Annotated in this window: 23 protein-coding genes and 1 tRNA gene; 20 read left to right on the top strand and 4 right to left on the bottom strand. The window is 42.5% G+C overall.

Going from position 1 to position 24,830, the window contains the following annotated elements; genetic code table 11:
• Positions 1 to 68 precede the first annotated feature (68 nt).
• The 4 genes from DRZ93_RS10300 to DRZ93_RS10285 are packed head-to-tail and all read left to right on the top strand — an operon-like array spanning position 69 to position 3,724.
• Positions 69 to 857 (top strand): MlaA family lipoprotein, encoded by a 789-nt coding sequence (locus tag DRZ93_RS10300; protein WP_172458188.1) that lies wholly within the window; start codon positions 69 to 71, stop codon positions 855 to 857.
• A gap of 2 nt (positions 858 to 859) precedes the next feature.
• The gene (tyrA, locus tag DRZ93_RS10295; protein ID WP_113746536.1) at positions 860 to 1,984 is read left to right on the top strand and encodes a bifunctional chorismate mutase/prephenate dehydrogenase; all 1,125 of its coding nucleotides are present in this window, start codon (positions 860 to 862) and stop codon (positions 1,982 to 1,984) included.
• A 4-nt stretch (positions 1,985 to 1,988) separates the two neighbouring features.
• On the top strand, positions 1,989 to 3,332 hold the full coding sequence (locus DRZ93_RS10290) for a hypothetical protein (protein WP_113746535.1): 1,344 nt from the start codon (positions 1,989 to 1,991) through the stop codon (positions 3,330 to 3,332).
• 2 nt (positions 3,333 to 3,334) lie between these two features.
• A complete protein-coding gene (locus DRZ93_RS10285) occupies positions 3,335 to 3,724 on the top strand; it encodes a hypothetical protein (RefSeq protein WP_113746534.1) in 390 nt (129 codons plus the stop codon).
• A 217-nt stretch (positions 3,725 to 3,941) separates the two neighbouring features.
• Here DRZ93_RS10285 and DRZ93_RS10280 read toward each other — a convergent pair whose 3' ends face one another.
• Complete coding sequence (locus DRZ93_RS10280) at positions 3,942 to 4,691, bottom strand: hypothetical protein (protein ID WP_113746533.1); 750 nt, start codon at positions 4,689 to 4,691, stop codon at positions 3,942 to 3,944.
• 67 nt (positions 4,692 to 4,758) lie between these two features.
• Between DRZ93_RS10280 and htpX the strand changes: the two genes are divergently transcribed.
• Complete coding sequence (htpX, locus tag DRZ93_RS10275; RefSeq protein ID WP_113743719.1) at positions 4,759 to 5,658, top strand: protease HtpX; 900 nt, start codon at positions 4,759 to 4,761, stop codon at positions 5,656 to 5,658.
• Between the two features lie 35 nt (positions 5,659 to 5,693).
• On the opposite strand, the gene DRZ93_RS10265 is transcribed toward htpX, so the two are convergent.
• The 3 genes from DRZ93_RS10265 to DRZ93_RS10255 form a co-directional block, all read right to left on the bottom strand.
• On the bottom strand, positions 5,694 to 7,484 hold the full coding sequence (locus DRZ93_RS10265; protein WP_218564287.1) for an RNA-binding domain-containing protein: 1,791 nt from the start codon (positions 7,482 to 7,484) through the stop codon (positions 5,694 to 5,696).
• 104 nt (positions 7,485 to 7,588) lie between these two features.
• A tRNA-Arg gene (locus DRZ93_RS10260) sits at positions 7,589 to 7,663 on the bottom strand.
• A gap of 81 nt (positions 7,664 to 7,744) precedes the next feature.
• Positions 7,745 to 8,914 carry a flagellar assembly protein T N-terminal domain-containing protein gene (locus DRZ93_RS10255; protein ID WP_113743720.1) on the bottom strand — a complete coding sequence of 390 codons (1,170 nt, stop codon included), beginning with the start codon at positions 8,912 to 8,914 and terminating at the stop codon, positions 7,745 to 7,747.
• A 130-nt stretch (positions 8,915 to 9,044) separates the two neighbouring features.
• Here DRZ93_RS10255 and DRZ93_RS10250 point away from each other — a divergent pair, with 130 nt between their 5' ends.
• From DRZ93_RS10250 to nqrE, 15 genes are all read left to right on the top strand, one after another.
• Complete coding sequence (locus DRZ93_RS10250; RefSeq protein ID WP_113746532.1) at positions 9,045 to 10,091, top strand: FlgO family outer membrane protein; 1,047 nt, start codon at positions 9,045 to 9,047, stop codon at positions 10,089 to 10,091.
• 8 nt (positions 10,092 to 10,099) lie between these two features.
• On the top strand, positions 10,100 to 10,561 hold the full coding sequence (locus DRZ93_RS10245) for an LPP20 family lipoprotein (RefSeq protein WP_113743722.1): 462 nt from the start codon (positions 10,100 to 10,102) through the stop codon (positions 10,559 to 10,561).
• 22 nt (positions 10,562 to 10,583) lie between these two features.
• Positions 10,584 to 11,033, top strand: a complete 450-nt coding sequence (locus DRZ93_RS10240) for a flagella synthesis protein FlgN (RefSeq protein WP_172458186.1) — start codon at positions 10,584 to 10,586, stop codon at positions 11,031 to 11,033.
• A 340-nt stretch (positions 11,034 to 11,373) separates the two neighbouring features.
• Positions 11,374 to 12,357: a phenylalanine--tRNA ligase subunit alpha gene (gene pheS / locus DRZ93_RS10235; RefSeq protein WP_113743724.1), complete on the top strand. Its 984-nt coding sequence runs from the start codon at positions 11,374 to 11,376 to the stop codon at positions 12,355 to 12,357.
• 24 nt (positions 12,358 to 12,381) lie between these two features.
• On the top strand, positions 12,382 to 14,784 hold the full coding sequence (gene pheT, locus DRZ93_RS10230) for a phenylalanine--tRNA ligase subunit beta (protein WP_113746531.1): 2,403 nt from the start codon (positions 12,382 to 12,384) through the stop codon (positions 14,782 to 14,784).
• A gap of 55 nt (positions 14,785 to 14,839) precedes the next feature.
• Complete coding sequence (gene xseB, locus DRZ93_RS10225) at positions 14,840 to 15,097, top strand: exodeoxyribonuclease VII small subunit (RefSeq protein ID WP_113746530.1); 258 nt, start codon at positions 14,840 to 14,842, stop codon at positions 15,095 to 15,097.
• A 31-nt stretch (positions 15,098 to 15,128) separates the two neighbouring features.
• Entirely contained in the window at positions 15,129 to 16,010 is an 882-nt protein-coding gene (locus tag DRZ93_RS10220; protein ID WP_113746529.1) for a farnesyl diphosphate synthase, read from the top strand.
• Positions 16,011 to 16,012: 2 nt separating this feature from the next.
• Positions 16,013 to 17,896: a 1-deoxy-D-xylulose-5-phosphate synthase gene (gene dxs / locus DRZ93_RS10215; protein ID WP_113746741.1), complete on the top strand. Its 1,884-nt coding sequence runs from the start codon at positions 16,013 to 16,015 to the stop codon at positions 17,894 to 17,896.
• Between the two features lie 46 nt (positions 17,897 to 17,942).
• On the top strand, positions 17,943 to 18,431 hold the full coding sequence (locus tag DRZ93_RS10210) for a YajQ family cyclic di-GMP-binding protein (protein WP_113746528.1): 489 nt from the start codon (positions 17,943 to 17,945) through the stop codon (positions 18,429 to 18,431).
• 2 nt (positions 18,432 to 18,433) lie between these two features.
• The gene (locus DRZ93_RS10205) at positions 18,434 to 19,723 is read left to right on the top strand and encodes an AmpG family muropeptide MFS transporter (RefSeq protein WP_113746527.1); all 1,290 of its coding nucleotides are present in this window, start codon (positions 18,434 to 18,436) and stop codon (positions 19,721 to 19,723) included.
• 375 nt (positions 19,724 to 20,098) lie between these two features.
• Positions 20,099 to 21,448: a Na(+)-translocating NADH-quinone reductase subunit A gene (locus tag DRZ93_RS10200; RefSeq protein WP_113743730.1), complete on the top strand. Its 1,350-nt coding sequence runs from the start codon at positions 20,099 to 20,101 to the stop codon at positions 21,446 to 21,448.
• 18 nt (positions 21,449 to 21,466) lie between these two features.
• Positions 21,467 to 22,702, top strand: a complete 1,236-nt coding sequence (locus DRZ93_RS10195; protein WP_113743731.1) for an NADH:ubiquinone reductase (Na(+)-transporting) subunit B — start codon at positions 21,467 to 21,469, stop codon at positions 22,700 to 22,702.
• The gene (locus DRZ93_RS10190) at positions 22,689 to 23,564 is read left to right on the top strand and encodes a Na(+)-translocating NADH-quinone reductase subunit C (protein WP_172458184.1); all 876 of its coding nucleotides are present in this window, start codon (positions 22,689 to 22,691) and stop codon (positions 23,562 to 23,564) included. The genes DRZ93_RS10195 and DRZ93_RS10190 overlap by 14 nt, the downstream gene beginning before the upstream one ends.
• Complete coding sequence (locus DRZ93_RS10185) at positions 23,564 to 24,223, top strand: NADH:ubiquinone reductase (Na(+)-transporting) subunit D (protein WP_113743733.1); 660 nt, start codon at positions 23,564 to 23,566, stop codon at positions 24,221 to 24,223. The genes DRZ93_RS10190 and DRZ93_RS10185 overlap by 1 nt, the downstream gene beginning before the upstream one ends.
• Positions 24,223 to 24,822 carry an NADH:ubiquinone reductase (Na(+)-transporting) subunit E gene (gene nqrE / locus DRZ93_RS10180; RefSeq protein WP_113743734.1) on the top strand — a complete coding sequence of 200 codons (600 nt, stop codon included), beginning with the start codon at positions 24,223 to 24,225 and terminating at the stop codon, positions 24,820 to 24,822. The genes DRZ93_RS10185 and nqrE overlap by 1 nt, the downstream gene beginning before the upstream one ends.
• Positions 24,823 to 24,830 lie beyond the last annotated feature (8 nt).

Here is a 24,830-nt window from a genome sequence, read left to right as displayed (position 1 = left end):
TTGTCAAAAATATCATAGTAAAAACAAAACAAAGAGATACATTTATGTTTAAAAACCTCTGCGCATTTATGTTCACATGTATTTTTATATCACAGGTGCATGCCCAGGTTGGTGTTGTAAATCCAATGTCACCGCGTCAGACAAGTGTTCAAAACAGCGAGAAAAGTTACAACTACGGTTATTCTCTGCTTGCAGGTTCTGCCATTGACTCACTAGAGCGCGTTAACCGTGGCGGTTTTTATCTAAATTATGATATTTTTGACTCATATGTATTGCGTCCTGTAGCCCATGGCTATGCCGCACTGCCTGTATTTGTGCAGGATGGTGTGGGTAATTTTCTGACAAACATTGATGATGTGACATCAACTGTTGACAATATATTTGTGCTGCGCTTTAAAGATTCATTAACTTCACTCTCACGAGTTTTAATCAACTCAACTATTGGAATAGGCGGTCTTTTTGATGTGGCAGGAAGCTTTGGTATTGAGAGAAAGCCTATGTCCATGGCCACTGTTTTTGGTATCTGGGGTCAGCAGCAGGGACCTTATCTTATGATTCCTGTCTATGGTCCGACCACAGGCCGTGCACTGCAGGGCAATACCATTGACAGTGCTCCGTTTTTCTTTACCCCATGGTATGTAAATGCCGTGCATTTTGCACTAAGCGGTATTCATGCCAGAGCTGCCCTTATCGAGCAGGAGGGGCTTGTTGACAATGCCATTGATCCATATGTACAGACCAGGGATTTTTATCTTATGTACCAGCAGGGTCAGGTTAACAAGGCCATGGGTATTGATGCACCTGTCTTAAAAGAAGAAAATCTTGATGATGAATTTTTAGATGAGATCGACGGCTAAAGATGCAAGAGAGTGAGCTTTTGTCAATACGCAGGGAAATTGACAGCATAGATGACAGTATTATTGAACTTATATCAAGGCGCTATGCTCTTGTTGACAGAGCTGTACAGATAAAGCAGGAGCATAAGCTTGATCTGTTTTCAAAGGAACGTGAAAAGCATTTAATTGAGCATTTTAAGGAACTTGCCTTAAAGTATTCACTGCCCCACGATATGCTCGATGACATTCTAAAGCGTCTTTTAAAGCAGTCATATGTACAGGGTGCTGCAAGCTCCTATCCATGTGCCGCAACAGCAGGAGACAAGATAGTTATAGTTGGCGGCAGGGGCGGTATGGGATCATTTTTTGCCCATTACTTTAAAATCTCAGGCTATAACGTACAGATCCTTGAAAAAGATGACTGGGATCAGGTTGATACTATTGTGGCCAATGCTCTTTGTGTCATTGTAAGTGTGCCTATTGATATTACCTGTGAGGTTATAAAGAGGCTCTGTCCATATCTTGATGGTAAAACAGTGCTGTGCGATCTTACTTCGGTCAAGGGAGCAGTAACAAAGATCATGAAAGAGCATTATGCTGGCCCCAGCATTTCGCTGCATCCAATGTTCGGCCCCGACACCAAAAGCTTTTTAAAGCAGGTTGTGGTCAATGTACCTGTCAACATGGCAGATAAATGTGAATTTATGACAGAGCAGATGCGTCTGTTTGGGGCTATCGTCTGCACCTACAGTGCAGAAGAACATGATGAGGCCATGTCTATTATTCAGGCACTGCGTCATTTTACAACCTACTGCTATGGTGTATTTTTAAGTTCAGTCAATGCCAATATCAAACAGATTCTTGATTTGTCATCGCCTATCTACCGTTTGGAGCTGTCCATGGTAGGGCGCCTTTTTGCCCAGGATCCACTACTTTATGGCGATATCATTATGTCATCTAAAAACAATGCCAGGCTTATAAGTCAGTATACCTGTGCTTTGAATAGGGAGCTTGAGGTAGTGGCAAAAGGTGATATCGAAACCTTTGTCAGAAGGTTTAATGAGGCTAAAGATTATTTTGGCGATTATGCAGATATGTTTTTAAAAGAAAGTGCCATGCTTTTATCAAGATATCAGGAATTACGCTGAAGCTATGAAAAAAATCCTGCTTGCTCTTTTGATTACAGCCGCACTTGTTTCATCACTGTGTCTTGGTCAGATTATGGGGGCTGTCTATATCTTTGATAGCAAGATAGAAAGCGCTCTGAACAAGGTGCAGTCCAAGGTAAAAGGTCTTAGTTTTGATATAGCCTCAAGTGAGGGATATTTTGGCTCACGCAGGCTTGTTGTCAATTATGCCTATGCTCTGTCTGAGAACATGGCACAGTTTTATAAGACAGATAAAATATACGGCGCCTTTGAGCTTAATTTAAATATTGGCATACTTGCCTTTAGAACCGATATAAAGCCTGTAAGGGGCTATGGCAATCTTGATACTCTATTAAGCGGTTTTTCAAAAGACAGTATTGATTATCACGCCGTCTTTGAAGGCTCGGCCTTTAGTATGAGTGCAGGCGGAGTTATCAATTTAAAACCAATACAGGCAGGCTATGAGACCTTGCAGTGTACCTTAGGTGAAAGCGCTGCTGTGTTTGATCTAAAAGATTTATCAACACTTAAAGTTGATCTTAAAAGTGCAGGACTTCTGTGCAATGAAAATACAAGATACAACTTTAAAAATGCCCTAAATTTTACCCTTAGGGATCTTCTGTTTTCAGCCAACATAGATATTGAAAAGAAAAGCATTAGAGATAATATTAATTTTGCTCTGTCATTATTTGATCTTGATTTTTCCACAGTATATGCCCTTGGCTTTAAAAATGATGAGAAGGTCAAGGATATGTCGGTGCGTGAGCGTTTTACACTTGAGGGCTTTAACAGTAAGTTAAGTCTTAAAGATGCAGGTCAGGGTAAAACAGCTCTTGGTTTTGATGCTGCCGGCAACATAGGTATTTTTATGCCTTATATTAAAAACGATAGGGTGCAAAGCGGCATAAAACTTGACAATATGCTGCTTAATTTTGATGTTGATGGCATCATGCTTGGCAATATTGATAAGGCTCTTAAACTCAAAGATGCCAAAAAGGCAGTAGCGACACTGCTGGGCAAGGGGCTTTTTAGCTTTAATCTAAAACAGTTTTCCTTTGTAAGCGGCGGAGATAAAAGTCTGATTGATGCTAAGGTTGAGTTTTTTGTCGATGAGATCTGGAAGAGTATAAGTAGCTTTGAGGTTCAGAGCAGCATTAATCTTGCCAAGAGTTTTATAAGATCGCTGCCTCCTTCATATCAGAAGGATATGGAAAATGCTTCTGTCAATGGCGTATTTTCTGAAGGTTTTGACAGCTACAGCTCATCTGTAAGCTATAAAGATGGAGCTTTGTATATCAATGGCACAAAGCAGGATGTAAAAGACTCAGAGCCTGATGAGCAGGATTAGTTGTGGAGCTATCACAGATGCACGCCCTAGAGCTTATAGACTTTAAAAATTTATCTGAAACTGATTTAAAAAAGGTATTGCAGCTGCGCAATCTTGAGAGTGTCAGAGTAAATATGGTGCAGCAGGATATTATAGATCTTGATGAACATATGGCTTTTTGTCTTTCGCTAAAAGAGCGAACTGACAAGCTGTGTCTGTGTTTTAAGTGTGACGGACACATCTGCGGCATTATTAATCTAAGTGATATAGAGCATGGGCAGTGCGATCTTGGCTACTACTTTGTAAAAAAGCCATTTGCAGGCTTTACAAAGGCCTGTTTTTTGGCTATGGGGGGGGGTAGCGCAGAAACTTGGTATCAGGCTCTTTACCATCTTTGTCAGGCAGAGCAATAAAAAAGGTCTGGACTTTGCCAAAGAGCGCCTTGGAGCATACTACGTCAAAGAAGATGCTGACTATGTATATTTTACTCTTGAGCTGCATGAGTATCTAAAGACCCATGAGGCGTGGGCTTTAGATAAGATAAATCATGTATATACCCTCACATGCAATATTAATATTTAAAGCCTCACACCTGTCCCTTTGAGTGCTTTTAAAGTCTCTGTCTGCACTCTAGATTTTAAAGTGTGCCTCTTTTACTCTGTAGATGCACTCTTTGTTGTAGTTGACATAAAGGCCGGCTGCAAGGGAGAGCATAATACCAAGGCATGAGAGTATTATTGAGGTGTCAGTGCTTAAAGTTCCTAAATTGCCAAGGCGCAGAAGTATTGGCAGAACAATAATGAGCAGACATACTAAAAGCACTCTTATATAGCGGGTTGAGGCATCATTAGGGCTGTTGCGTCTGACAATTCTTTTATCAAAATCAAGATGTACGCCAGGTTTCATCTCAATCTCATCATGTTTAACAATAGCAGGCTTGGCGCTGACAATAAAGCGGGCATTTTTGCTCAGAAGATATGATTTGTGGCTGATTTTAACGTTGTAGAGCATATTGGCATTGTATTTTAAGCCCTCATCTATAATCATCTGTATAGCTTTTGGCAGTGAAGAGCTTTCTGCAACTATCATGTAATCGTCTATACGCTCAAGAACATCAAAATCCTTTTCTATATTACTCTGTGTGGTGGCTATGCATTGTTTGGTATTAAAATCATAAAAGTTTAGGTTTTGAGCCTCTTTGATGGTGCATGCGCCATATTTGAATAAAGACGGAGCTGAGATAATCTCAATTTGAGCCAGAGCGCCAGCTGTTATATGTTCTAAGTCTTTGCTAATTTTAGCCTTGTACAATTTACCATCTGTAATTAGAATTGCAGTTTCAGTGTTTGTGTCTATATGTGTAATAACAGCCTGTAGCATAAACGACCCCAGATAGAATTTTTATCGTAATATTATAATAATTTTTGACATTATACAGGAGTTTTTAATGCGCATAATGCTGTTTATACTGATGCAGCTAGGCATTTTAGTTGTAGTCGGTATTGTAGGCTCGATTTTGATGAATGTGTTTAACATCAGAATTTCAAGCGGCTCATATACCTCACTTTTGATTATGTGTGCCATTTATGGTTTTGTTGGATCATTTATTTCTCTGTTCATGTCCAAGTGGATGTGTAAAAAAGCTTACGGTGTTAATACTTTTACAACAGCATCAAGCAATGAAGAGGCTTTTTTATTAGATACCATTGCCGAGCTGTCACAAAAGGCCGGTATTGCCATGCCAGAGGTTGGTATCTATGAGTCAGATGATCCTAATGCCTTTGCTACAGGTGCAAGTAAGAATGCAGCACTGGTTGCAGTATCAAGGGGTCTTTTGAACAATATGTCTCAGGACGAGGTCAAGGGCGTGCTTGGACATGAGATCTCACATATTGCCAACGGCGATATGGTAACCATGTCTTTACTGCAGGGTGTATTAAATACCTTTGTGTATTTCTTCTCATACATTGCAGCCACAGCTGTATCAACATTTATGAGCAGAAGTGACGATGAGGAGGGCTCATCATCAGGTGCAGGCTCTCTTGTATTTTTCATTACCAATATGCTCTTTCAGATCCTGTTTGGTATTCTGGCTCAGATTGTGCTCATGTGGTTCTCACGTTACCGCGAGTTCAAGGCAGATGAAGGTTCTGCAAGACTTGAGGGTAAGGAGTGTATGATTCAGGCTTTAGAGGCTTTAAAAGAGATGGGTCCTTCAGAGTCAAAGCAGGAAGCCTCTATGCAGGCCTTGTGCATCAACGGCGGTTCAAATCTGTCAGCTCTGTTTTTAAGCCATCCTCCACTTGATCAGAGAATTGAAGCTTTAAGACGTCTTAACGTTGTCTAACAGTAAAGGCCCGGATATTCCGGGCTTTTTAGTCTTTATAAATCTTTAATAACGCCTATAACTTCTGCCTTTGTTACATATTGCTGATTTTTACTTTTTGGTTTGTCTGGAAGTGTCATTTGAAGTTTTTGTCCATCAAGTAAAGGCCGCAGATATTTTTGAGTGAAGCTCTTTGTATTTTTATATCCGCAGTATTGTGCAATTTCAGACTTTGTGTGTGGTGTTATACAGAAATTAAGGATTTTGACCTGAATTTCATCATGGGTCCTATCATGGGTCCTATCATGGGTCTTATCATAGGTCTTATCATGGGTCCTATCATGTGTCTCATCATAGGTCTTATCATGGGTCCTATCATGTGTCTCATCATGGGTCCTATCATGGGTCTTATCATAGGTCCTATCATGTGTCTCATCATAGGTCTTATCATGGGTCCTATCATGTGTCCTATCATAGGTCTTATCATGGGTCTTATCATGGGTCTTATCATGGGTCCTATCATGGGTCTTATCATAGGTCTTATCATGGGTCTTATCATGGGTCCTATCATGTGTCTCATCATAGGTCTTATCACATGTATTATCAGTAATATTTTGCCAGGATTGGCTATGATTTATGCCCAGCATGGAAGGCTTTGCTTTTGTTGCTGCAATATCAGTGCTGTTTAGGGGTATAGTTGTTTTAAATATGTTGCCCTCGAAAAACTCTGGAAGCTCACCTGAATAAAGATGCGAATATTTGAAAGTATTGCGCATTCCTGAACCAAGCTCATCTGCAAGTCCTATTTCTCTAAAGACCTTAGATATAGGAGGATTTTTAGCAAAAGGTTGAAAAGAGGATATTTTTAGTAATCCATAGCCATTACAGCGATTAGCATTTTCTGTATATAATTTATCGGCCTCAATAACGAATTTTGCAATATAGGGGCTGGAGTAATCTCTATGGGCAAGACTGTTAGAGAAAATTTCACGTAGAATGTGATCTCTTGCGCTGACACTTTGAATGCCTTCCATAATAAATGTATCATTCAGGTGCTTTTGGCCAAATGCCATCAGTCTGTCATAAGACTCTAGCAGGTTGGTTGAAATTACATCACGATCATCATATCTATCAAGATTTTTTACTCTTAGAATTGCATCAGTCTTATGTTGGGGCAATATAGACATAATGGTGCTGTCTTTGCCAAAGAGTAGAATTGCCGCAATTGTCACACCTTCAAAACCGTTTTCTGAGTCCTTTAGAATCAAGCCGGCGCTTCTTAGCAATTCTTCATTTGATAACAATTTCCAAGGATGGGCTGCTGTTCTGGCATTGGCCATGAGGCGAGCTCTATCAATAAGATCAGATCTCAGATCGTCAAGAGTAAAGTGAGTTACTTTATTTACAAAATAAGTAGTGCTTTTTCTTGCGTATAGTTGATATACCATGTCGGCGTTATCTGTAATATCAATGTCTGACTCATGATTTCTATCAAAAATACGGCCATTATGCCTGCATACAACCGAGCATGCTGGAACTTCTATAACAAATAAGTCTTTAGTATTAATGGTATATTTCTGTGGCACTAAATAAAGAGAAGGGCTTATTTTTTGTGTATTATTAATTGCAGTTACAAAGTCCTTTATAATTTTCTCTTGTGCATCAGTATCTATTCCAATAATTTCGCCATCATCTTTTACACCAAGAATGATTATGCCGCCATCGCGGTTGGAAAAGGAGCAGACTGTATCATACAAATCCTTGGTTATATTTTTTGTGCACTGTTTAAATTCAGTATGAATATTTTCCCCAGAGCGTATAAGATTTTCAAGTTCATCATTAGTCATTAAATCGTAAGCTCCTTAGGTTTTACTGACAACGTTGATTTTAGAATAATATGACTTTATTGGCAAAAAATCTATGCTGTCAATGAGGAGTGGGGAGAGGCAGATGGCGTTCCCAGTAGGAATCGAACCTACAACTAGCCCTTAGGAGGGGCTTGTTATATCCATTTAACTATGGGAACAGCACGCTAATTATAGCAACTATTTACAAAGTCTCAAGTGTTTCTGCACCGCAGAGCGGTGCAGAATCTAATAAGCAAAATTTAGTTGAGCATCACCATATCATCTAGCATAACATTGACAAGATTGCTCTCAAGAGATTTTGGTGTTAGTTTTGCCGAGTGCGGATAGAGCTCGGTTACAGTATAACTTGACTGCTGATCGCTGAACTTTCTGTAGCGCTCACCCTGTCTGTCGGTTATGGTTGAGGTGTGGGAGAGTTTAAACTCCATGCCTTTTTCAAGACCTGAACTGCGTCCCATATTAATGATAATGTCATCACCTTCAACATCTATAACGCGGGCAGATGGAGCTGCACACTGCAAAGCTGAGATAATATCATCTACAGCATAGTTTGACAGCTGTCTTAATCTTTGTCCGTAAGGTGAGGCCAGGAAGCGGTTTGATCTTATATCTACATACTCGCCCTGATCAAAGTCCCAGTCAGTCTCGGCATCATAGCTCTTGTTGAGCAGAATTAGATCTGAAACTGTGTCATAGACAGTTACATTGAAATTGATTCTGCGGGTTTCCTTAAAGGCAAACTGTTTGAAAATATTATCTCCATTGCCTGAGATGGACATGGAGTTTATAGAGCCGATAATGACGTATTGAGCCTGGTTCTGTCTTGCAGCACCTCTTAAATTGTTGCTGTCATCAATGCCGGCAGCTGAACTTGTAGGGCTGATACGCAGATTGATGTTGCTAAGCGGCCTGACATTGAGATTTTGTGATTTGGCAAGTCTCTTATACAGGATATTGGATATTTCTTTATTTATATCCTCAATGCCTGTACTTGACTGAAAGGCCTCATTGTCTTCATAGCGAAATACAATAGGCAGAACTGTCTTTCTGACCTTGGCAAAGTTGCAGATACGGAAGGTGTCATCAACAAAGGCACGGACCTTTACTGTCAGTAAATTGTCTGCTCTTTGCTCTTCAAGCACTGTCACCTGTTTAATAGGTGTAGCACTTTTTATCTCCAGATTGTCAGTAGCTAGAGTTCCGTTATCAGTGCTCTGAATAATATTAATGTTGGCGCCGGCCTCAAGCACTATGGAGCGTAAGGCATCATTAATAGCTTCCTGTCTTGCAGTTTCGATATCCTGAGAGGCAAGGTCGGCAATACCTGAGGCTGTGTGCCATGAAGCTTGGGCATTGATACAGGCAAAAGGCAGAGCCATAAGCGCCATTTTTAAATAGGATATTCTCATGTTTACTCCTATGACAAAATACCGTCATTTTTTTTGGCATTAAGATTGCTTATATATTATCAAAATTAGTATAAAAATAAGCGCTTTTTTATTTTAATTGTTAAAGCGGTTATATTAAAAGAGGCTCAGGATGAAAAAGAATATTGCATATGCAGCTCTTATGATGGCTCTTACTGTAAGTTTCTCTGGCTGTGTGGCAAATAATACCGAAAACGGCAAGAAGACCATCGGTAATATTTATGATAGAGACGCCAACTCCAACTATACAGAAGATGTCTATGAGCATCAGGGCATGGAAATTGCTCTTGTTGCAGCTCAGATGGGTAAGATACTGTACGATACCATGGAGTCAAATTTAAAGGCCCAGGGTAAGACTGAAGTTAAACAAGGCCGTCCGGTGGTTAAATTCCCTAAAATTGCCATAACTACACTTGTAGATACAGACACCTTTGAGACATCTGGTTTTTTAGGTCGTGAGCTGAGTGAAATTTTTGTACATGAGTTAAACCGCCGCAATATTAACGTAGTTGAGTACAAACTCACAGGCAGTATTTCTGTTAACAAGCATGGCGAGTATGTATACTCACGTGATTTTAAAAAGATTGCCAAGAGCGCCTTTGCCACCCATATTCTTGCAGGAACCATTAGCCGTGACAAATTCGGCGTTATTCTGGCCGCCCGCATTGTAAATATGCAGGATCAGAGTGTTTTAGGTTCATCTACAGCCTTTATTCCATACACCGATCTGCCATCATGCTACAAAACCAAGGAGAAAAACTGCTCTTTAGGTGTCTATGATATTGCCGGCAATGAAAGAAATCTGCTTGATGAGGTCGCTTTACAAAAGCAGCAGCTTGAAAAGAGACTTAATGATCAAAGAGCCAAAAACAGACTTGGCGGTGTGCTTGTTGAGGCAGGAGCTGGTAACTCCACCATTGCACCCAGGGGTTATGCCGTAAGCGGTAATCTTGTGGTGCCTGTAACCAGCAAGGGCAACTATGAACAGTATCTGCGTGAGCTTGAGGGCCGCAATTATTTTCAGAAGTTTTTTGGCAGATGCTTTTTTGACAGCTGCGTAGATCCTGTTGTCTATGAGGCTCAGACCTTTGAGCATAATGGACTTATTATCAGAGACATTGGCAATCAAAGTCAGTATCAGAGAATAAAGAGCTACTAGGAGGGCATATGAAAAAGACAACTTTAGCTGCAGTTTTATGCCTTATGGCTCTGTCAGTTACAGCCTGTTCCAATTTCTTAAGCAGAACAGAGCTGACACGCAATATTATCTATACAGATACTGGTGTTAATGAGCCAGATGTATTTCCTGTATTAAGAGCCTCTGGCCATGCACTTATTTCAGTGCAGCGTGGACCTACTCCAAATCAGAAAATGCTGCAGGCCATGCGCGCCTCAAAGCTTGAGGCTTACAAGGAGCTTTCAGAGCAGGTCTATGGTATCTACATTGATGCCCGTGACAGCGCCAGCAATTCAATTCACAGACAGGACAAGCTTGAAAGTCAGGTTAACGGCATGGTGCGCGGTGCCCGTGTGATACGTCAGTATCCAGTAGGTGATACCTATGTGACAGAGCTTGAGCTTGATTCAAAGGTCATCTATGAGATGTATCAGATGAGAAATGCATTTTAATTAAAAAAAGGGAGAGATGATTATGTTTGTAAAAACTGAACCTGCAATAAGACCCTTGATTGAGTATTTAAAAGAGCAGAATTCTCTTTTAGATACAGTTGCTGTAATTCTCGGTAAAGAGATTAAGGCTCTTACTGCCAAGGACTACAATTCAATTGAAACCTTAGCTGAGGAAAAATCAAAGGTTATGTTAAGACTGCAGTCAAATGATCAGAAGATAAGACTGCATCCTGATTCTGAAGAATTAAAGAGCACCTTCCTTGAGCATGTGCTTGTCTTAAAGCAAAAGCTCTTTGAGTGCAAAAAGAAGAATATGGTCAACGGCCGTCTTATTGATATGGATCTGGCCTCAAACCGCCGTCTTTTTGCTGTGCTTATGGGCGCCCGTGACAAGGCCACCCGCAATATGACCTACAACGACAAGGGCACAACAACTGCAACCGGCCCTCTGCGTGTAAGCATAGAAGCCTAATTTTATAAAATCACACCTTATATATACCGCATACTATGTGCGGTATTTTTTTATCCTTTACATTTAAATAAAGTCAAAACCTGTCATTCTTTAGGTGCATCTTTTTGTGCAAAAAGACAATACAGGGCAAGGTCTCATACATATCATTCCTCTTCTTTGATACATAGAGATCTATCTGTTGATATAAAAAAGTGCATAAGATAGTAAAAATTAATAAAAAAAACTCATAAAATTAAATCTTTTGCATAATTTATAGGTGAACTTAGGGCGCTAGCGTGAGATAATTGACAAATTAATTTAAAATTACACAAAATTTGCAATTTAAACGTGGTGTTTTTTAATGGATAAATTACTTGAAGCTAAAGAGCAGGGTATAGCAGCTGCTTTGCGTGCACAGACCTTACAGGAACTTGATGCCGTACGTGTTGAATATTTGGGCAAGAAAGGTCTGTTTACCGAATTTATGAAAGAGCTGTCAAAACTCAGTGCCGAGGACAGACCAAAGCAGGGTGCACTTATCAATGAAGCCAAAAGTTTTGTAATAAAGGCCATTGAAGACAAGAAGAATGCTATTGAAAAGGCATTACTTGATGCCAGATTAGCCAGTGAAAAGGTTGATATCACACTGCCTGGCCGTCGTCAGGAGGTTGGCAATATACATCCTGTCACCAGAACAATTGAGAGAATCACCGAGCTGTTTTCAACCATGGGCTTTGTGTCAGTAGGCGGTCCTGAGATTGAGGATGACTATCATAACTTTGATGCGCTCAATCTGCCTCCGCATCATCCGGCCCGTGCCTCTCATGATACCTTTATGCTTGAGAACTCACTGCTGTTAAGATCGCAGACCTCATCAGTACAGATAAGAACCATGGAGAAGCAGCAGCCTCCTATACGCATTATTGCCCCAGGCCGTGTATACAGAAATGACTATGACATGACCCATACTCCTATGTTCCATCAGGTTGAGGGTCTGCTTGTTGAGGAACACACTTCATTTGCCGAGTTAAAGGGCATTCTTTATGAGTTTTTAAGAAACTTCTTTGAGGAGGAGCTTGAGGTACGTTTCCGTCCTTCATACTTCCCGTTCACCGAGCCTTCAGCTGAGGTTGATGTAAAGCGCAAAGGCGGCAAGTGGCTTGAGGTTTTAGGCTGCGGTATGGTGCATCCTAATGTGCTCAAAAATGTAAATATAGATCCTGAAAAATATGTAGGCTTTGCCTTTGGTATGGGTGTTGAGCGTCTGACTATGCTGCGCTATGGCGTAAACGATCTGCGCGCCTTCTTTGAAAATGACATCCGTTTTATAAAGCAGTTTGCCTAACATTTAAAGGATAGAGATACAATTATGAAATTCAATAAAAACTGGCTTGACGAGTACGTAGAGAATAATTTAAGCGCACAGGAAGTATCTGACATGATAACCATGGCAGGACTTGAGGTTGACTCAATCTCTCCTGTGGCAGGATGCTTTGACAATGTAGTTGTGGCAGAGGTTTTAACCTGTGAGGATCACCCTGATTCTGATCATCTGCATGTTACAACAGTAGACTGTGGTGAAAGCGCCCCTTTACAGATTGTATGCGGTGCCAAGAACTGCTGCAAAGGCCTTAAGGTGGCACTGGCCAAGATTGGTGCCACACTGCCAGGTGACTTTAAGATCAAACCTGCCAAATTACGTGGTGTAGAATCAGCAGGTATGCTCTGCTCCTACAAGGAGCTTGGCATGGCCGAGGAGTCAGATGGCATTATTGAGCTGCCATGCGATGCTCCTGTTGGCATGTCACTGCGTGAGTATCTGTCACTTGAGGATAACACTATTGAAGTTGATCTGACCTCAAACCGTCCTGACTGCCTGTCAATAAGAGGTATTGCCCGTGAAGTTGGTGTGCTCTTGAGCACCGATGTCAAGGATGTACAGGTCAAGACTGTAGAGTCCACCATTGATGACAAGTTTGCTGTAAATGTCGAGTCATTTGATGACTGTCCACGCTATCTGTGCCGTGTGATAAAAGGCGTCAATCAGCATGCCACATCACCTGTATGGATGACAGAAAAGCTGCGCCGCTGCGGTATACGCTCAGTATCTCCTATTGTTGATGTAACCAATTATGTCATGCTTGAGTTAGGTCAGCCTCTGCATTCATTTGATTTAGACCGTCTGCACGGCGCCATTACTGTAAGACGCGGCAGAGAGGATGAGAAGCTCACACTGCTCTCTGGCGATGAGGTTGAGCTTGATGCCAATACTCTGATTATTGCCGATGACAATGGTCCACTGGCTCTTGCCGGTATCTTCGGCGGTCTTAACTCAGGTATTAATGACAATACTTGCAATGTGCTTTTAGAGTCAGCCTTCTTCTCACCGCTTGCCATTAAGGGCAGAGCCCGTCACTATGGCCTTAACACTGATGCTTCACATCGTTTTGAGCGTGGTGTTGACTGTGAGATTCAAACTCTGGCCATGGAAAGAGCCACCGAGCTTTTAATTGCTATAGCCGGCGGTCAGGCAGGTGAGATTGTAAGTTGTCAGAGAGCACATAACATTCATGATTCACACAAGGTATCACTGCGCAGATCACGTCTTGACAGAGTGCTGGGCAAGGTCATTGACAATGATACAGTGATGAATATTCTAAAGCGCCTGGGGCTTAATCCTGAGTTTATCAAGGGGGCAACTGATGCTGAGGATACTTTTGTTACAACCTGCCCATCATTTAGATTTGATATTGCCATAGAAGAGGATCTTATCGAAGAGGTAGCCCGTATCTATGGTTATAACAATATTGAAAATGCACCAATCAACAATACACTGCTTATGGTCGAGCGCAAGGAAAGCTCACTGCCACTGCGCAGTGTACGTGATGAGCTCGTTGCTCTTGGTTATACTGAGGCTATTACCTATTCATTTACCGATCCAAAGGTTTTAAATGCCTTAGGATTTGATAAAGGTATAAAGCTTTGTGACCCAATTTCACCTGAGCTTTCAACTATGCGCGAGACATTACTTGCAGGTCTTGCCATTGCTGCAAAATACAATTTAAACCGTCAGCAAAAGCGTATACGTCTTTTTGAGACAGGTCTGCGCTATATTGCCGATGAAAGTGCCGAAAACGGTGTAAGACAGGAGCCTATGCTTGCTCTTTTATGCTGCGGCGATGTGTTCAGTGAGAGCTGGTCGGTACAGTCACGTCAGATTGATTATTATGATGTAAAGGGTGATTTTGAGTCACTGCTTGATCTGACTGCCAACAAGAGTAGCTACAGCTTTGTACCAACCAAGGCTGCATATCTGCACCCAGGTCAGGGCGCTGACATTGTGCTTGATGGCAAGGTTGTAGGTTCATTAGGTATTGTGCACCCTCAGGTACAAAAAGAGCTTGGCTTTAAGAGCCATGTAGGTGTGATTGAAATTGAGCTTGCCGCTCTTGCTTCACGCATTGTGCCTGTATTTAGCGAGATTTCAAAATTCCCGTCAATACGTCGTGACTTTGCCTTTGTGGTATCAAAGGAGGTCAGAGCATCCGATCTTAGCGCTGCTATTGTCAGTGAGCTTGGCTCAATTGTCAGCGATGTCAATATTTTTGACGTCTTTGAAGGTGAGAGCCTTGGTGAGGACAAAAGAAGTATTGCCCTGTCAGTTACACTGCAGGATAAGGAGCGTACTTTAGAGGATGGCACTGTAGATGAGTTAAGTCAGAAGATAATTGCTCTTGCTGAAAAATCATTTGCAGCCACACTGCGCTCTTAATATATATGACCGCCCTCATTGCAGGGGCGGTTTTGCTTATTTGTAGGATTGTATTATGTCAGAGACTGCCAATGTAAAAATGTCATCCCTTGAGGCTTCACTGCGTGAGCTTGAGGAGCTGACAGCAAAAATTGAGTATGGAGAGCTGCCTGTAGATGAGGCTATTGCCTTGTACTCACAGGGTATGCACAAGGCTCTTGCATGCCGCAAAACTCTGATGGAGATGAAACAGAAGGTCATGCAGACCAGGGCTCAGGCCGGTGAGGCTATGGCCGCTCTTAACGAGAGCAATGGCTCTGATGATGTATTCTAGTTTTATCTTGTTTTAAACATTAATTGCTATTATGGAATTTAAAGAGTTTTTTTCTCTGATCCGCAGCAGGGTTGATGCAAGGCTTAAAATTAAAATAGACAGTCTTGACAATGATGCTGCCGATCTAAAAGAGGCCATGACCTATGGTCTGATGCTGGGCGGTAAGAGATCACGTCCCTTTTTAGTATATGCAACTGCCAAGGCCTTAGGTCTTGATTTTAGTGAAGTTGATAATGCCGCCTGTGCCGTCGAATGCATTCATGCATACTCTTTAATTCATGATGATATGCCCGAGATGGACAATGACGAGCTGCGTCGCGGTCTGCCGTCGGTGCACAAGAAATTCGGTCAGGCAACAGCTTTGCTTGCAGGCGATGCGCTGCAGACTCTGGCCTTTGAATTTTTATCAGATAATAAAAATAATCCATGTGCCACTATTAAAATGGTGTCGTTGCTGTCAACACTTGCAGGTTATAAAGGCATGTGCGGCGGACAGGCCATGGATCTTGCTGCAGAGGGCTGCGCTGTAGGCCTTGAAACTATGCAGCTTCTGCACTCTAAAAAAACAGGAGCTCTTATCTGTGCTAGTGTGCTTATGGCAGCTTCACTGCTTGATGAGAGTGAGCGCACAACCTATGATGCTTTGCATACTTATGCCAAAAAAGTAGGTGTAGCCTTTCAGATCTGGGATGATGTGCTTGACGTAATTGGTGATACAAGTATTTTAGGTAAAAAGGCAGGCTCTGATATCAGTCTTGACAAGAGTACCTATCCAAGTCTTTTAGGTCTTGACAAGGCCAGAGAGCTTGCCATAAAGACTGCCAGTGAGGCTGTGGAGGCTTTAGATGCTGTTGCATCTGATACTTCCTTGCTAAGAGAGTTTGCTTTATTTTGTGTACAGAGAGATCATTAACAGTGGCATCAGATGAATTACAGGAGCTTGGCTCAACAACGCATTTTTTAGAGAACATTTCTGATGCTTCAGATCTTAGAGCGATGCGCAAAAGAGATCTTAATGGTCTGTGCACTGAGATAAGACAATGCATTATTGATACTGTAAGTAAAACCTCAGGTCATTTTGCCTCAGGACTAGGTGTAGTGGAGCTTACTGTAGCTCTGCACTATGTATATGATACACCTGATGATGTAATTATCTGGGATGTTGGTCATCAGGCCTATCCACACAAGATACTGACAGGATCTAAAGACAGACTGCATACCATAAGACATAAGGATGGTCTGCACGCCTTTATTAAAAGAGGCGAGACTGCCTATGATCATTTATCAACAGGTCATGCTTCAACCTCTATAGGTTCTGCCATAGGTATGGCTGTAGCCAACAGAAATTTAGGACGCAAAACCAAGGTTGTGGCAGTTATTGGAGATGGTGCCTTATCTGGAGGCTGTGCCTTTGAGGCTTTAAATCATGCCGCTGAAATTGAGGGTATAGATCTTACCGTTATTTTAAATGACAATGAGATGAGTATTTCTGAGAATGTAGGAACACTTTCACAGGGTCTGTCTCATCTGCTTTCATCTCAGCCTTATGCCAAATTTGTAGAGAGCGGAAAAAAGGTACTGGAAATAGTGCCGGCCGTGCGTGATTTTGCTCTGCGCGCCCAGGAGCATGCCAAGGGTATGCTGTTGCCAGGTACTTTATTTGAAGAGTTTGGCTTTAATTACATAGGCCCTGTAGATGGTCATGATTTAAGACGTCTTATTCCTATACTGCAGAATGTAAAGGAGCTGGGCGGTCTGCAGTTTTTACATGTACTGACTACCAAGGGCAAGGGTTATGCCAAGGCTGAGGAGGATCCTATAACCTATCATGGTGTGCCTACCTTTGATCCGTCCAAGGGTATTGACACTACCGTAAAGAAGGTGGATAAATCATTTTCAGCTGTATTTGGCAGATGGATCTGTGATGCGGCTGAAAAAGACAGCAAGATTACAGCTATTACACCAGCCATGCGCATAGGTTCAGCGCTTGAGGAGTTTGCCCAGCGCTATCCTAAGAACTTTTTTGATGTGGCAATTGCCGAGCAGCATGCTGTGGTCTTTGCCTCAGGTCTTGCTGCAGGTGGTATGCGTCCTGTGGTTGCCATCTACTCATCATTTCTGCAGCGTGCCTATGACGGTGTGATTCATGATATTGCCATACAGAATCTGCCTATAATGCTGGCCATTGACCGTGCAGGTCTTGTAGGTCCGGATGGTGCCACCCATCAGGGTGCCTTTGATATAGGCTTTTTAAAGATAATTCCAAACTTTACAATCTTCTGTCCATCAGATGCAAAAGAGCTGTATATGGCTTTAAATACAGCCTATGGCATAAATGGTCCTACGGCTGTGCGCTATCCGCGTACTAATGCCACAGGTTCACTTGAGGGTATTAGTCTTGAGGACAGAATTGAAATAGGAAGGGGCCGTGTGCTACACCAGGGCTCTGATGTCTGTGTGCTGGCCTTTGGTTCATTATCTGTAGATTATCTTACCATGTGTCAGGAGCAGGGTTATACGTTGTGTGACATGCGCTTTATCAAGCCTCTTGATACAGATCTTGTACTTGATATGGCCCGCAGCCACCGTCTTGTTATTACAGCTGAGGATGGCTGTATTGAAGGTGGTGTTGGTCAGGATGTGTCCAAGATTATCTTTGATGATAAGTGTGACTGCAAGGTTGTAAATTTAGGTTTACCTGATAAATTTATCGATGAGGGCACAAGAGGCGAGCTTCTTGAGTTTGTAGGTCTTGATGCCTTATCAGTATATAAAAGAGCACAAAAAGAGCTTATGTAGCTTGAAACTATGGTACAGAGCGTGGATTAAAAGTAGGAGAATAGCAATGCCATCATTTGATGTTGTATCAGAGATTAAAAAAGACGAATTACAGAACGCTATAGAAAACGCCAATCGTGAACTTTCCACCCGCTATGACTTTAGGGGGACTGATGCCAAATTTGAGTACTCAAAGGCAGACTCAAGTGTCAAATTAGAGGCTGATGAGGAATTTCAGGTGCAGCAGATGGATGAGATTCTGCTCTCTAAGCTCGTTAAAAGAAATATTGAGGTTACAGCTGTTGATTTTGGTGAGATTACACGCTCTGGCAAGAAGTCTATTCAGACAGTTACCTTCAAGCAGGGCATTGACAAGGAGCTTGGCAAGAAGATAGTCAAAAAGATTAAAGATGCCAAGATCAAGGTTGATGCCAAGATGAATGACGACACAGTGCGTGTTACCGGCAAGAAAAGAGATGATCTGCAGGCCGTGATTGCACTGCTGCGTAATGAGGATATGGGACAGCCTCTGCAGTTTAATAATTTCAGAGACTAGTTATGAGCGAGGCTTGCACAGCAGATACAGCAGTCAAGACTTCTGTATTAAGGCAGATTTTTTCTAAAAAAATGGCCATCTGTATTATTACAGGTTTTGGCTCTGGCATGCCTTTATTTGTTCTTTTAAATCTGCTGTCGGCCTATCTTGCCAAAGAGGGGCTTGATCTTAATGTCATAGGGGCCATGTCGCTTATCATGTTTCCCTATACCTGGAAATTTCTGTGGGCTCCCTTTGTAGATCGCTATACCCTGTTCAAAGGCGGCAGGCGTAAAAGCTGGATGCTTGTAACAGCACTGCTTTTAACCATTGCCATTGGCCTTATGGGTCTTACTCCTCCAAAAGAGTCTATTGCCTTTATCTCTCTTATAGCCTTTTTTGTAGCCTTTATCTCTGCTACACAGGATATAGTGCTTGATGCCTACAGACGTGAGATTCTAACTGATAATGAACTGGGGCTTGGTAATTCAATTTTTGTAAACTCCTATAAGGTCTCATCCTTAGTGCCAGGAGGTCTGTCCTTAATACTTGCAGATTTTATAGCCTGGGATATGGTCTTTTTCATCACTGCACTTTTTATGCTGCCCAATGTGCTTTTAGCTCTGTTTATAAAAGAGCCGCAGGTAAGTGTAAAGCAAAGATCGCTAAAGGAGGCGGTAGTTGATCCATTCAGGGAGTTTATTCAAAGGCGCGGTATCAAGGCAGCTCTGATCTGCGTGCTTTTTGTATTTTTATATAAACTTGGTGATTCTATGGCTGTGGCCCTGGCCACCCCTTTTTATATTGACCTTGATTATGATCTGACCACTATTGGCATAGTGGTTAAAAATGTAGGTCTGTGGTCTACTGTCATAGGTGGTCTTGCAGGCGGTGTTATCATGCTTAAAATAGGTATTAACAGAGCTCTGTGGCTTTTTGGCCTGGTGCAGCTTGTAACTATTTTAGGCTTTGTGCTTTTAGCCTACATGGGCCGATATGGTACTCCTTCAATTCTGATTTTATCTGCTGTGGTCTGTGCCGAATTTTTAGGTGCAGGCTTAGGAACAGCAGCCTTTGTCTCCTATATCGCCCGTGAGACCAATCCTTTGTATACAGCCACACAGATTGCACTTTTAACCTCACTCTCTGCCGTGCCACGCACATTTTGCAATGCCACCACAGGCTTTTTAGTTGAGGCTTTGGGCTGGGAGCGCTTTTTTATGTTATGTACTGTACTTGCCATTCCTGGTATGCTGCTTTTATTTTATGTAGCACCTTTTAATCAAAAGGATGAGAGTGTGGCAGGGGCCTAGGCACAGCCCTGTTGCACAGCTTTTTTACTTTTAACAACTTATAGATACAAATTATAATTTTTATCGTATTTTGTGATCTTCATATCATATTCCTTATAAATTGATCTGATCTGATGGCTCAAAAAATGGGCTCCTCCATATAGATAACGATCTGCATCACATTAGTATTAAATATATTTAGAGCTGTAAAAAATAATGTGAGTAGAGCTGAACTTGCAAGCCTTGGTAAAATTTTAAAGCTTAGATAAATTATGTTAAAATAATGAATTTGTAAACTTGCCACCTGTGGTAGGGTTATCTGTGAACAGATATTTCTACAAGGGGCATACAAAGAAGTGGGGATATTATCCCTTAGAATTTGAATTGGAACCGCCTATGATTAACATCAAAAAAGGATTGGATCTGCCACTTAGCGGTAAGCCACAGCAAGTGATTGGACAGGCTCCTGCGGTATCTCATGTTGCTCTTTTGGGCACTGATTACCACGGACTGCGTCCATCAATGGCTGTTGAAGTAGGCAATACCGTAAAGAAGGGACAGGTACTGTTCGAGGATAAGAAAAACCCTGGAACACGCTTTACCGCTCCTGCATCTGGCAAAGTAGTTGCAGTAAATCGTGGTGAGCGCCGTGCATTCCAGTCGGTAGTTATTGAAGTTGATGCCTCAGCAAAGGGTGTGGAATTTAAGAAGACACCAAAAGAGAAATTAACTGATCTTACACCAAGTGAAGTTATTGATGAGCTTGTAGAGTCAGGAATGTGGACAGCATTTAGAACACGTCCTTTTGACAAGATCCCATCAGTAAAATCACTGCCTCATTCAATTTTCGTCACCGCCATGGATACAGAGCCAGGCTCAGCTGACGCCAAAGTTGTAATCGACAGAGAGTCTGAGGCTTTTGTAAACGGTCTTATGGTTTTAAGCCGTCTTGGAGATTTCAAGGTTTATGTATGCAAGGATGACAGATCTCTGCCAACCTGCAATGCAACCAACGTTGAAGAGGTGGTTTTCGTAGGTCCTCATCCTGCAGGTCTGCCAGGCACTCACATCCATTTTGTTGATCCGGTATCAGAGACCAAGACTGTATGGCACATTGGCTATCAGGATGTTATTGCTATTGGTCATCTCTTTGTTGAGGGTGAATACTACAACAAGCGTATTATTGCCATCAGCGGTCCAAACGCAAAGGAACCAAGACTTGTAGAGACACTGCAGGGCGCATCAGTAGCTGAGCTTACAGCCAATGAGATTGTAGAGTCACAGTATGGCGTGCGTGTAATTGCCGGCAGTGTGCTGTGGGGCAACAAGGCAGTAGGTCCATATGCCTACCTTGGCCGTTATCACAGACAAGTTTCAATTATTGAGGAAGGTACTGTAAATGAGTTCTTAGGCTGGTTAACCCCAGGCTTTAGACGTCACAGTGTTTCAACTGCCTACGCATCATCATTAGTAAAGCCAGCATCATATATTATCAATACTGCTGTTAATGGTGGTTCGCGTTCTATGGTACCAATTGGCACATATGAGAAGGTCATGCCTTTAGATATGGAGCCTACTATGCTGCTTCGCGCCATTGAAATCAATGACGTAGATCAGGCCAAGATGTTAGGTATTTTAGAGCTCGCTGAGGAAGATGTTGCTCTTTGCACCTATGCATGTCCGGCCAAGACTGATTATGGTCGCCTGATTAGAAGAAGCTTAACCAAGATTGAACTGGAGGGTTAAGCCGTGCTCCTTGATATGATGAAAAAAGTAGCACCTATGTTTGAAAAGGGTGGTGTGCTTGAGAAGTTCTACCCTCTTTATGAAGCTACTTTCACCTTACTTTATACCCCAGGTACAGTAACTAAGGGTCAGACTCACGTACGTGATTTCATTGACTTAAAGCGTATTATGATTATTGTCTGGTTTGCCGTGTTCCCTGCCATGTTCTATGGCTGGTACAACGTTGGTGCTCAGACAGTTATGGCAATTGCCTCCATGCCAAATGGCGCCGAGATTGCTTCAGCATCATATGCTCTGGTTTCTGAGAACTACCACTATGCCATCATTCAGATGTTAGGCGCATCATTAGGTACTGATGCCGGTATCTGCTCCAAGATGATTATCGGTGCAGTATACTTCCTGCCTGTATATCTGGTTGTGTTTGCAGTTGGTGCTTTCTGGGAAGTTCTGTTCTGTCTGGTCAGAGGCCACGAGGTTAACGAGGGTTTCTTCGTAACATCTATCCTCTTTGCTCTGATTCTGCCTCCAACAATTCCTCTGTGGCAGGCTGCCTTAGGTATTTCCTTTGGTGTAGTTATTGCCAAGGAAATTTTCGGTGGTACCGGACGTAACTTCATGAACCCTGCCTTAGCTGGCCGTGCATTCTTATTCTTCTCCTATCCTGCCAATATTTCAGGTACCAACTGCTGGGTTCCAGTAGATGGCTTTTCCGGTGCCACTCCTCTGGCACAGTGGTCAGAAGGTGGCGAGAGCGCACTTGTAAACTTTGCCGGCGAGAAGATCTCATGGATGGATGCCTTCTTAGGTAACATTCCAGGTTCCATGGGTGAGGTTTCAACACTTATGATCCTGGTTGGTGGCCTTATCATCGTTGCAACTGGTATTGCCTCATGGCGTATCATGGCCGGTGTAGTAATTGGTGCCTTCCTGTGCTCATCAATGTTCAATGCCATCGGTTCTGAAACCAACAATATGTTTTCAATGACAATCATATGGCACATCGTATTAGGCGGTTTCGCCTTCGGTATGATTTTCATGGCTACAGATCCAGTATCAAGCTCCTTTACCAACAGCGGTAAGTGGGCCTTTGGTATCCTGATCGGTGTCATGGTAGTGCTCATCCGCGTTGTAAACCCTGCATACCCAGAGGGTATGATGCTGGCAATCCTGTTTGCAAACTGCTTTGCACCACTGTTTGATTACCTAGCAACACAACGCAACATCAAGAGGAGACTTGCTCGTGCCAAAGCTTAATAAAGACTCCGTATTTGGAACATTCGTTGTTATTATTACTTTCTGTCTTGTCTGCTCAGTATTAGTATCTACTGCTGTAGTAGCACTTGATCCATTCAAGAAGGCAGCTATTATCAACGATCGCCAGATCAGTATTTTGCGTGTATCAGGCTTTGAAGTTCAGAGCACTGTCGCAAAAACCTATGAAAAGCACATTGATGCTCATCTTTTAGATGTTGCAACCGGTGACTTCCTTGCTGATAGAAAGGCAGAGGCTGACAGCTACAACTTTGCTTCTTTAGCAAAGCAGCCAGAGTTCTCTGACTCAATTCCTGCAGACGTTGACTTTGCCGGTATCCGCAGCAGATCAAAGCTCATGCCTGTCTACTTCTCAAGAGATGATGAAGGTCAGGTTGTTCGTATTATTCTTCCATTCTATGGTCAGGCCCTGTGGTCAACAGCCTATGGTTACATTGCTGTTGCCGCCGATGGCAATACCATTGAAGCCGTTACCTTCTACAGCCACGGTGAGACCCCAGGTCTTGGCGGTGAGATTGACAACCCACGCTGGCAGTCAATCTGGGTTGGCAAGAAGCTGATGCGTGAAGATAATACCTTTGGTTTCAAAATCACCAAGACCCCAGATCACTCAGGCGAGGGCAAGGACTATGACGTAGATACCCTATCAGGTGCTACTCTTACCGCCCGCGGTGTTGAGAATGCCGTCCGCTACTGGATGAGCGTTGCCTACAGACCATTCCTTGACAAATTACGTCAGGGTCAGGTTGACCTGAGCCCTAAGGTTCTTGCTGCAGAGGAGAGTGCTCCTACAGCTGCAAAGCCTGCAGTTCAAGCAAAGACAGTAAAAGTGGAGGCTAAATAATGTCTGATGTAAAAGCCCCAACATGGAAAGAGGCGCTGGTTGATCCTCTCATTGCCAATAACCCGGTAATGATTCAGGTTCTAGGTATCTGCTCTACTCTGGCTGTTACCTCATCAATGAACACCGCCTTTGTTATGGGTATATCAGTTATCGCTGTTACTGCACTGGCAAACCTTGCAGTATCATGCACACGTAACTATATCCCAGGTTCAGTACGTATTATTGCTCAGATGACCATTATTGCCTCTCTGGTAATTCTGGTTGACCAGGTTTTAAAGGCTTTTGCCTATGATCTGTCAAAGCAGCTGTCAGTTTACGTAGGTCTGATCATCACCAACTGTATTGTTATGGGCCGTACTGAGGGCTTTGCTCTTAAGTATCCACCAATTCCTTCATTCTTTGATGGTATTGGTAACGGTCTTGGCTATATGCTGGTGCTGTGTGTTATTGCAAGTATCCGCGAGATCTTCGGTTCAGGCTCATGGTTTGGTATTACCCTCTTTGAGACTGTAAACAATGGCGGCTGGTATGTACCTTGCGGTCTGCTCGTTATGCCACCTTGCGGCTTCTTCCTCGTAGGTCTTTTAATCTGGGCTGTTAAGTCCTATCGTAAGGATCTGTGCGAGGCTCCTGAGTATGAAACTCACAAGGAGGACTAATGGTTGAGCATTACTTATCTCTTTTTGTAAAGAGTATTTTTATTGAAAACATGGCTCTTGCCTTCTTCCTGGGTATGTGTACTTTCCTTGCTGTGTCAAAGAAGGTTACCACATCTGCAGGTCTTGGTATGGCCGTTGTTATGGTTCAGGTTCTGGCTGTTCCTGTAAATAACATCATCAATACATATGTATTAAAGCCTGATGCAATTGTGCAGGGTCTTGACCTGTCATTCTTAAGCTTTATTACCTATATCGGTGTTATTGCCGCATTAGTACAGATCCTTGAGATGTTCCTGGATAAGTTTGTACCATCACTCTACAGTGCTCTTGGTATTTTCTTACCACTTATTACTGTAAACTGCGTTATCTTCGCCGGTGTATCATTCATGGTACAGCGTGAGTACAATTTCGCAGAATCTGTAGTATATGGTCTGGGTTCAGGTATTTCATGGGCACTGGCTATCGTTCTGTTGGCAGCCATCCGTGAGAAGCTCAAGTACTCAAATGCTCCTGCCGGTATCCGTGGTCTGGGCATCACTTTTGTCACTACAGGACTAATGGCCATTGGCTTCTTGTCCTTCTCTGGCATTCAGCTCTAAGAGGGAGG

It is taken from the genome of Anaerobiospirillum thomasii (genome assembly GCF_900445255.1).
Lineage (GTDB): Bacteria > Pseudomonadota > Gammaproteobacteria > Enterobacterales > Succinivibrionaceae > Anaerobiospirillum_A > Anaerobiospirillum_A thomasii.
This window is presented reverse-complemented; position numbering and strand designations above follow the sequence as displayed.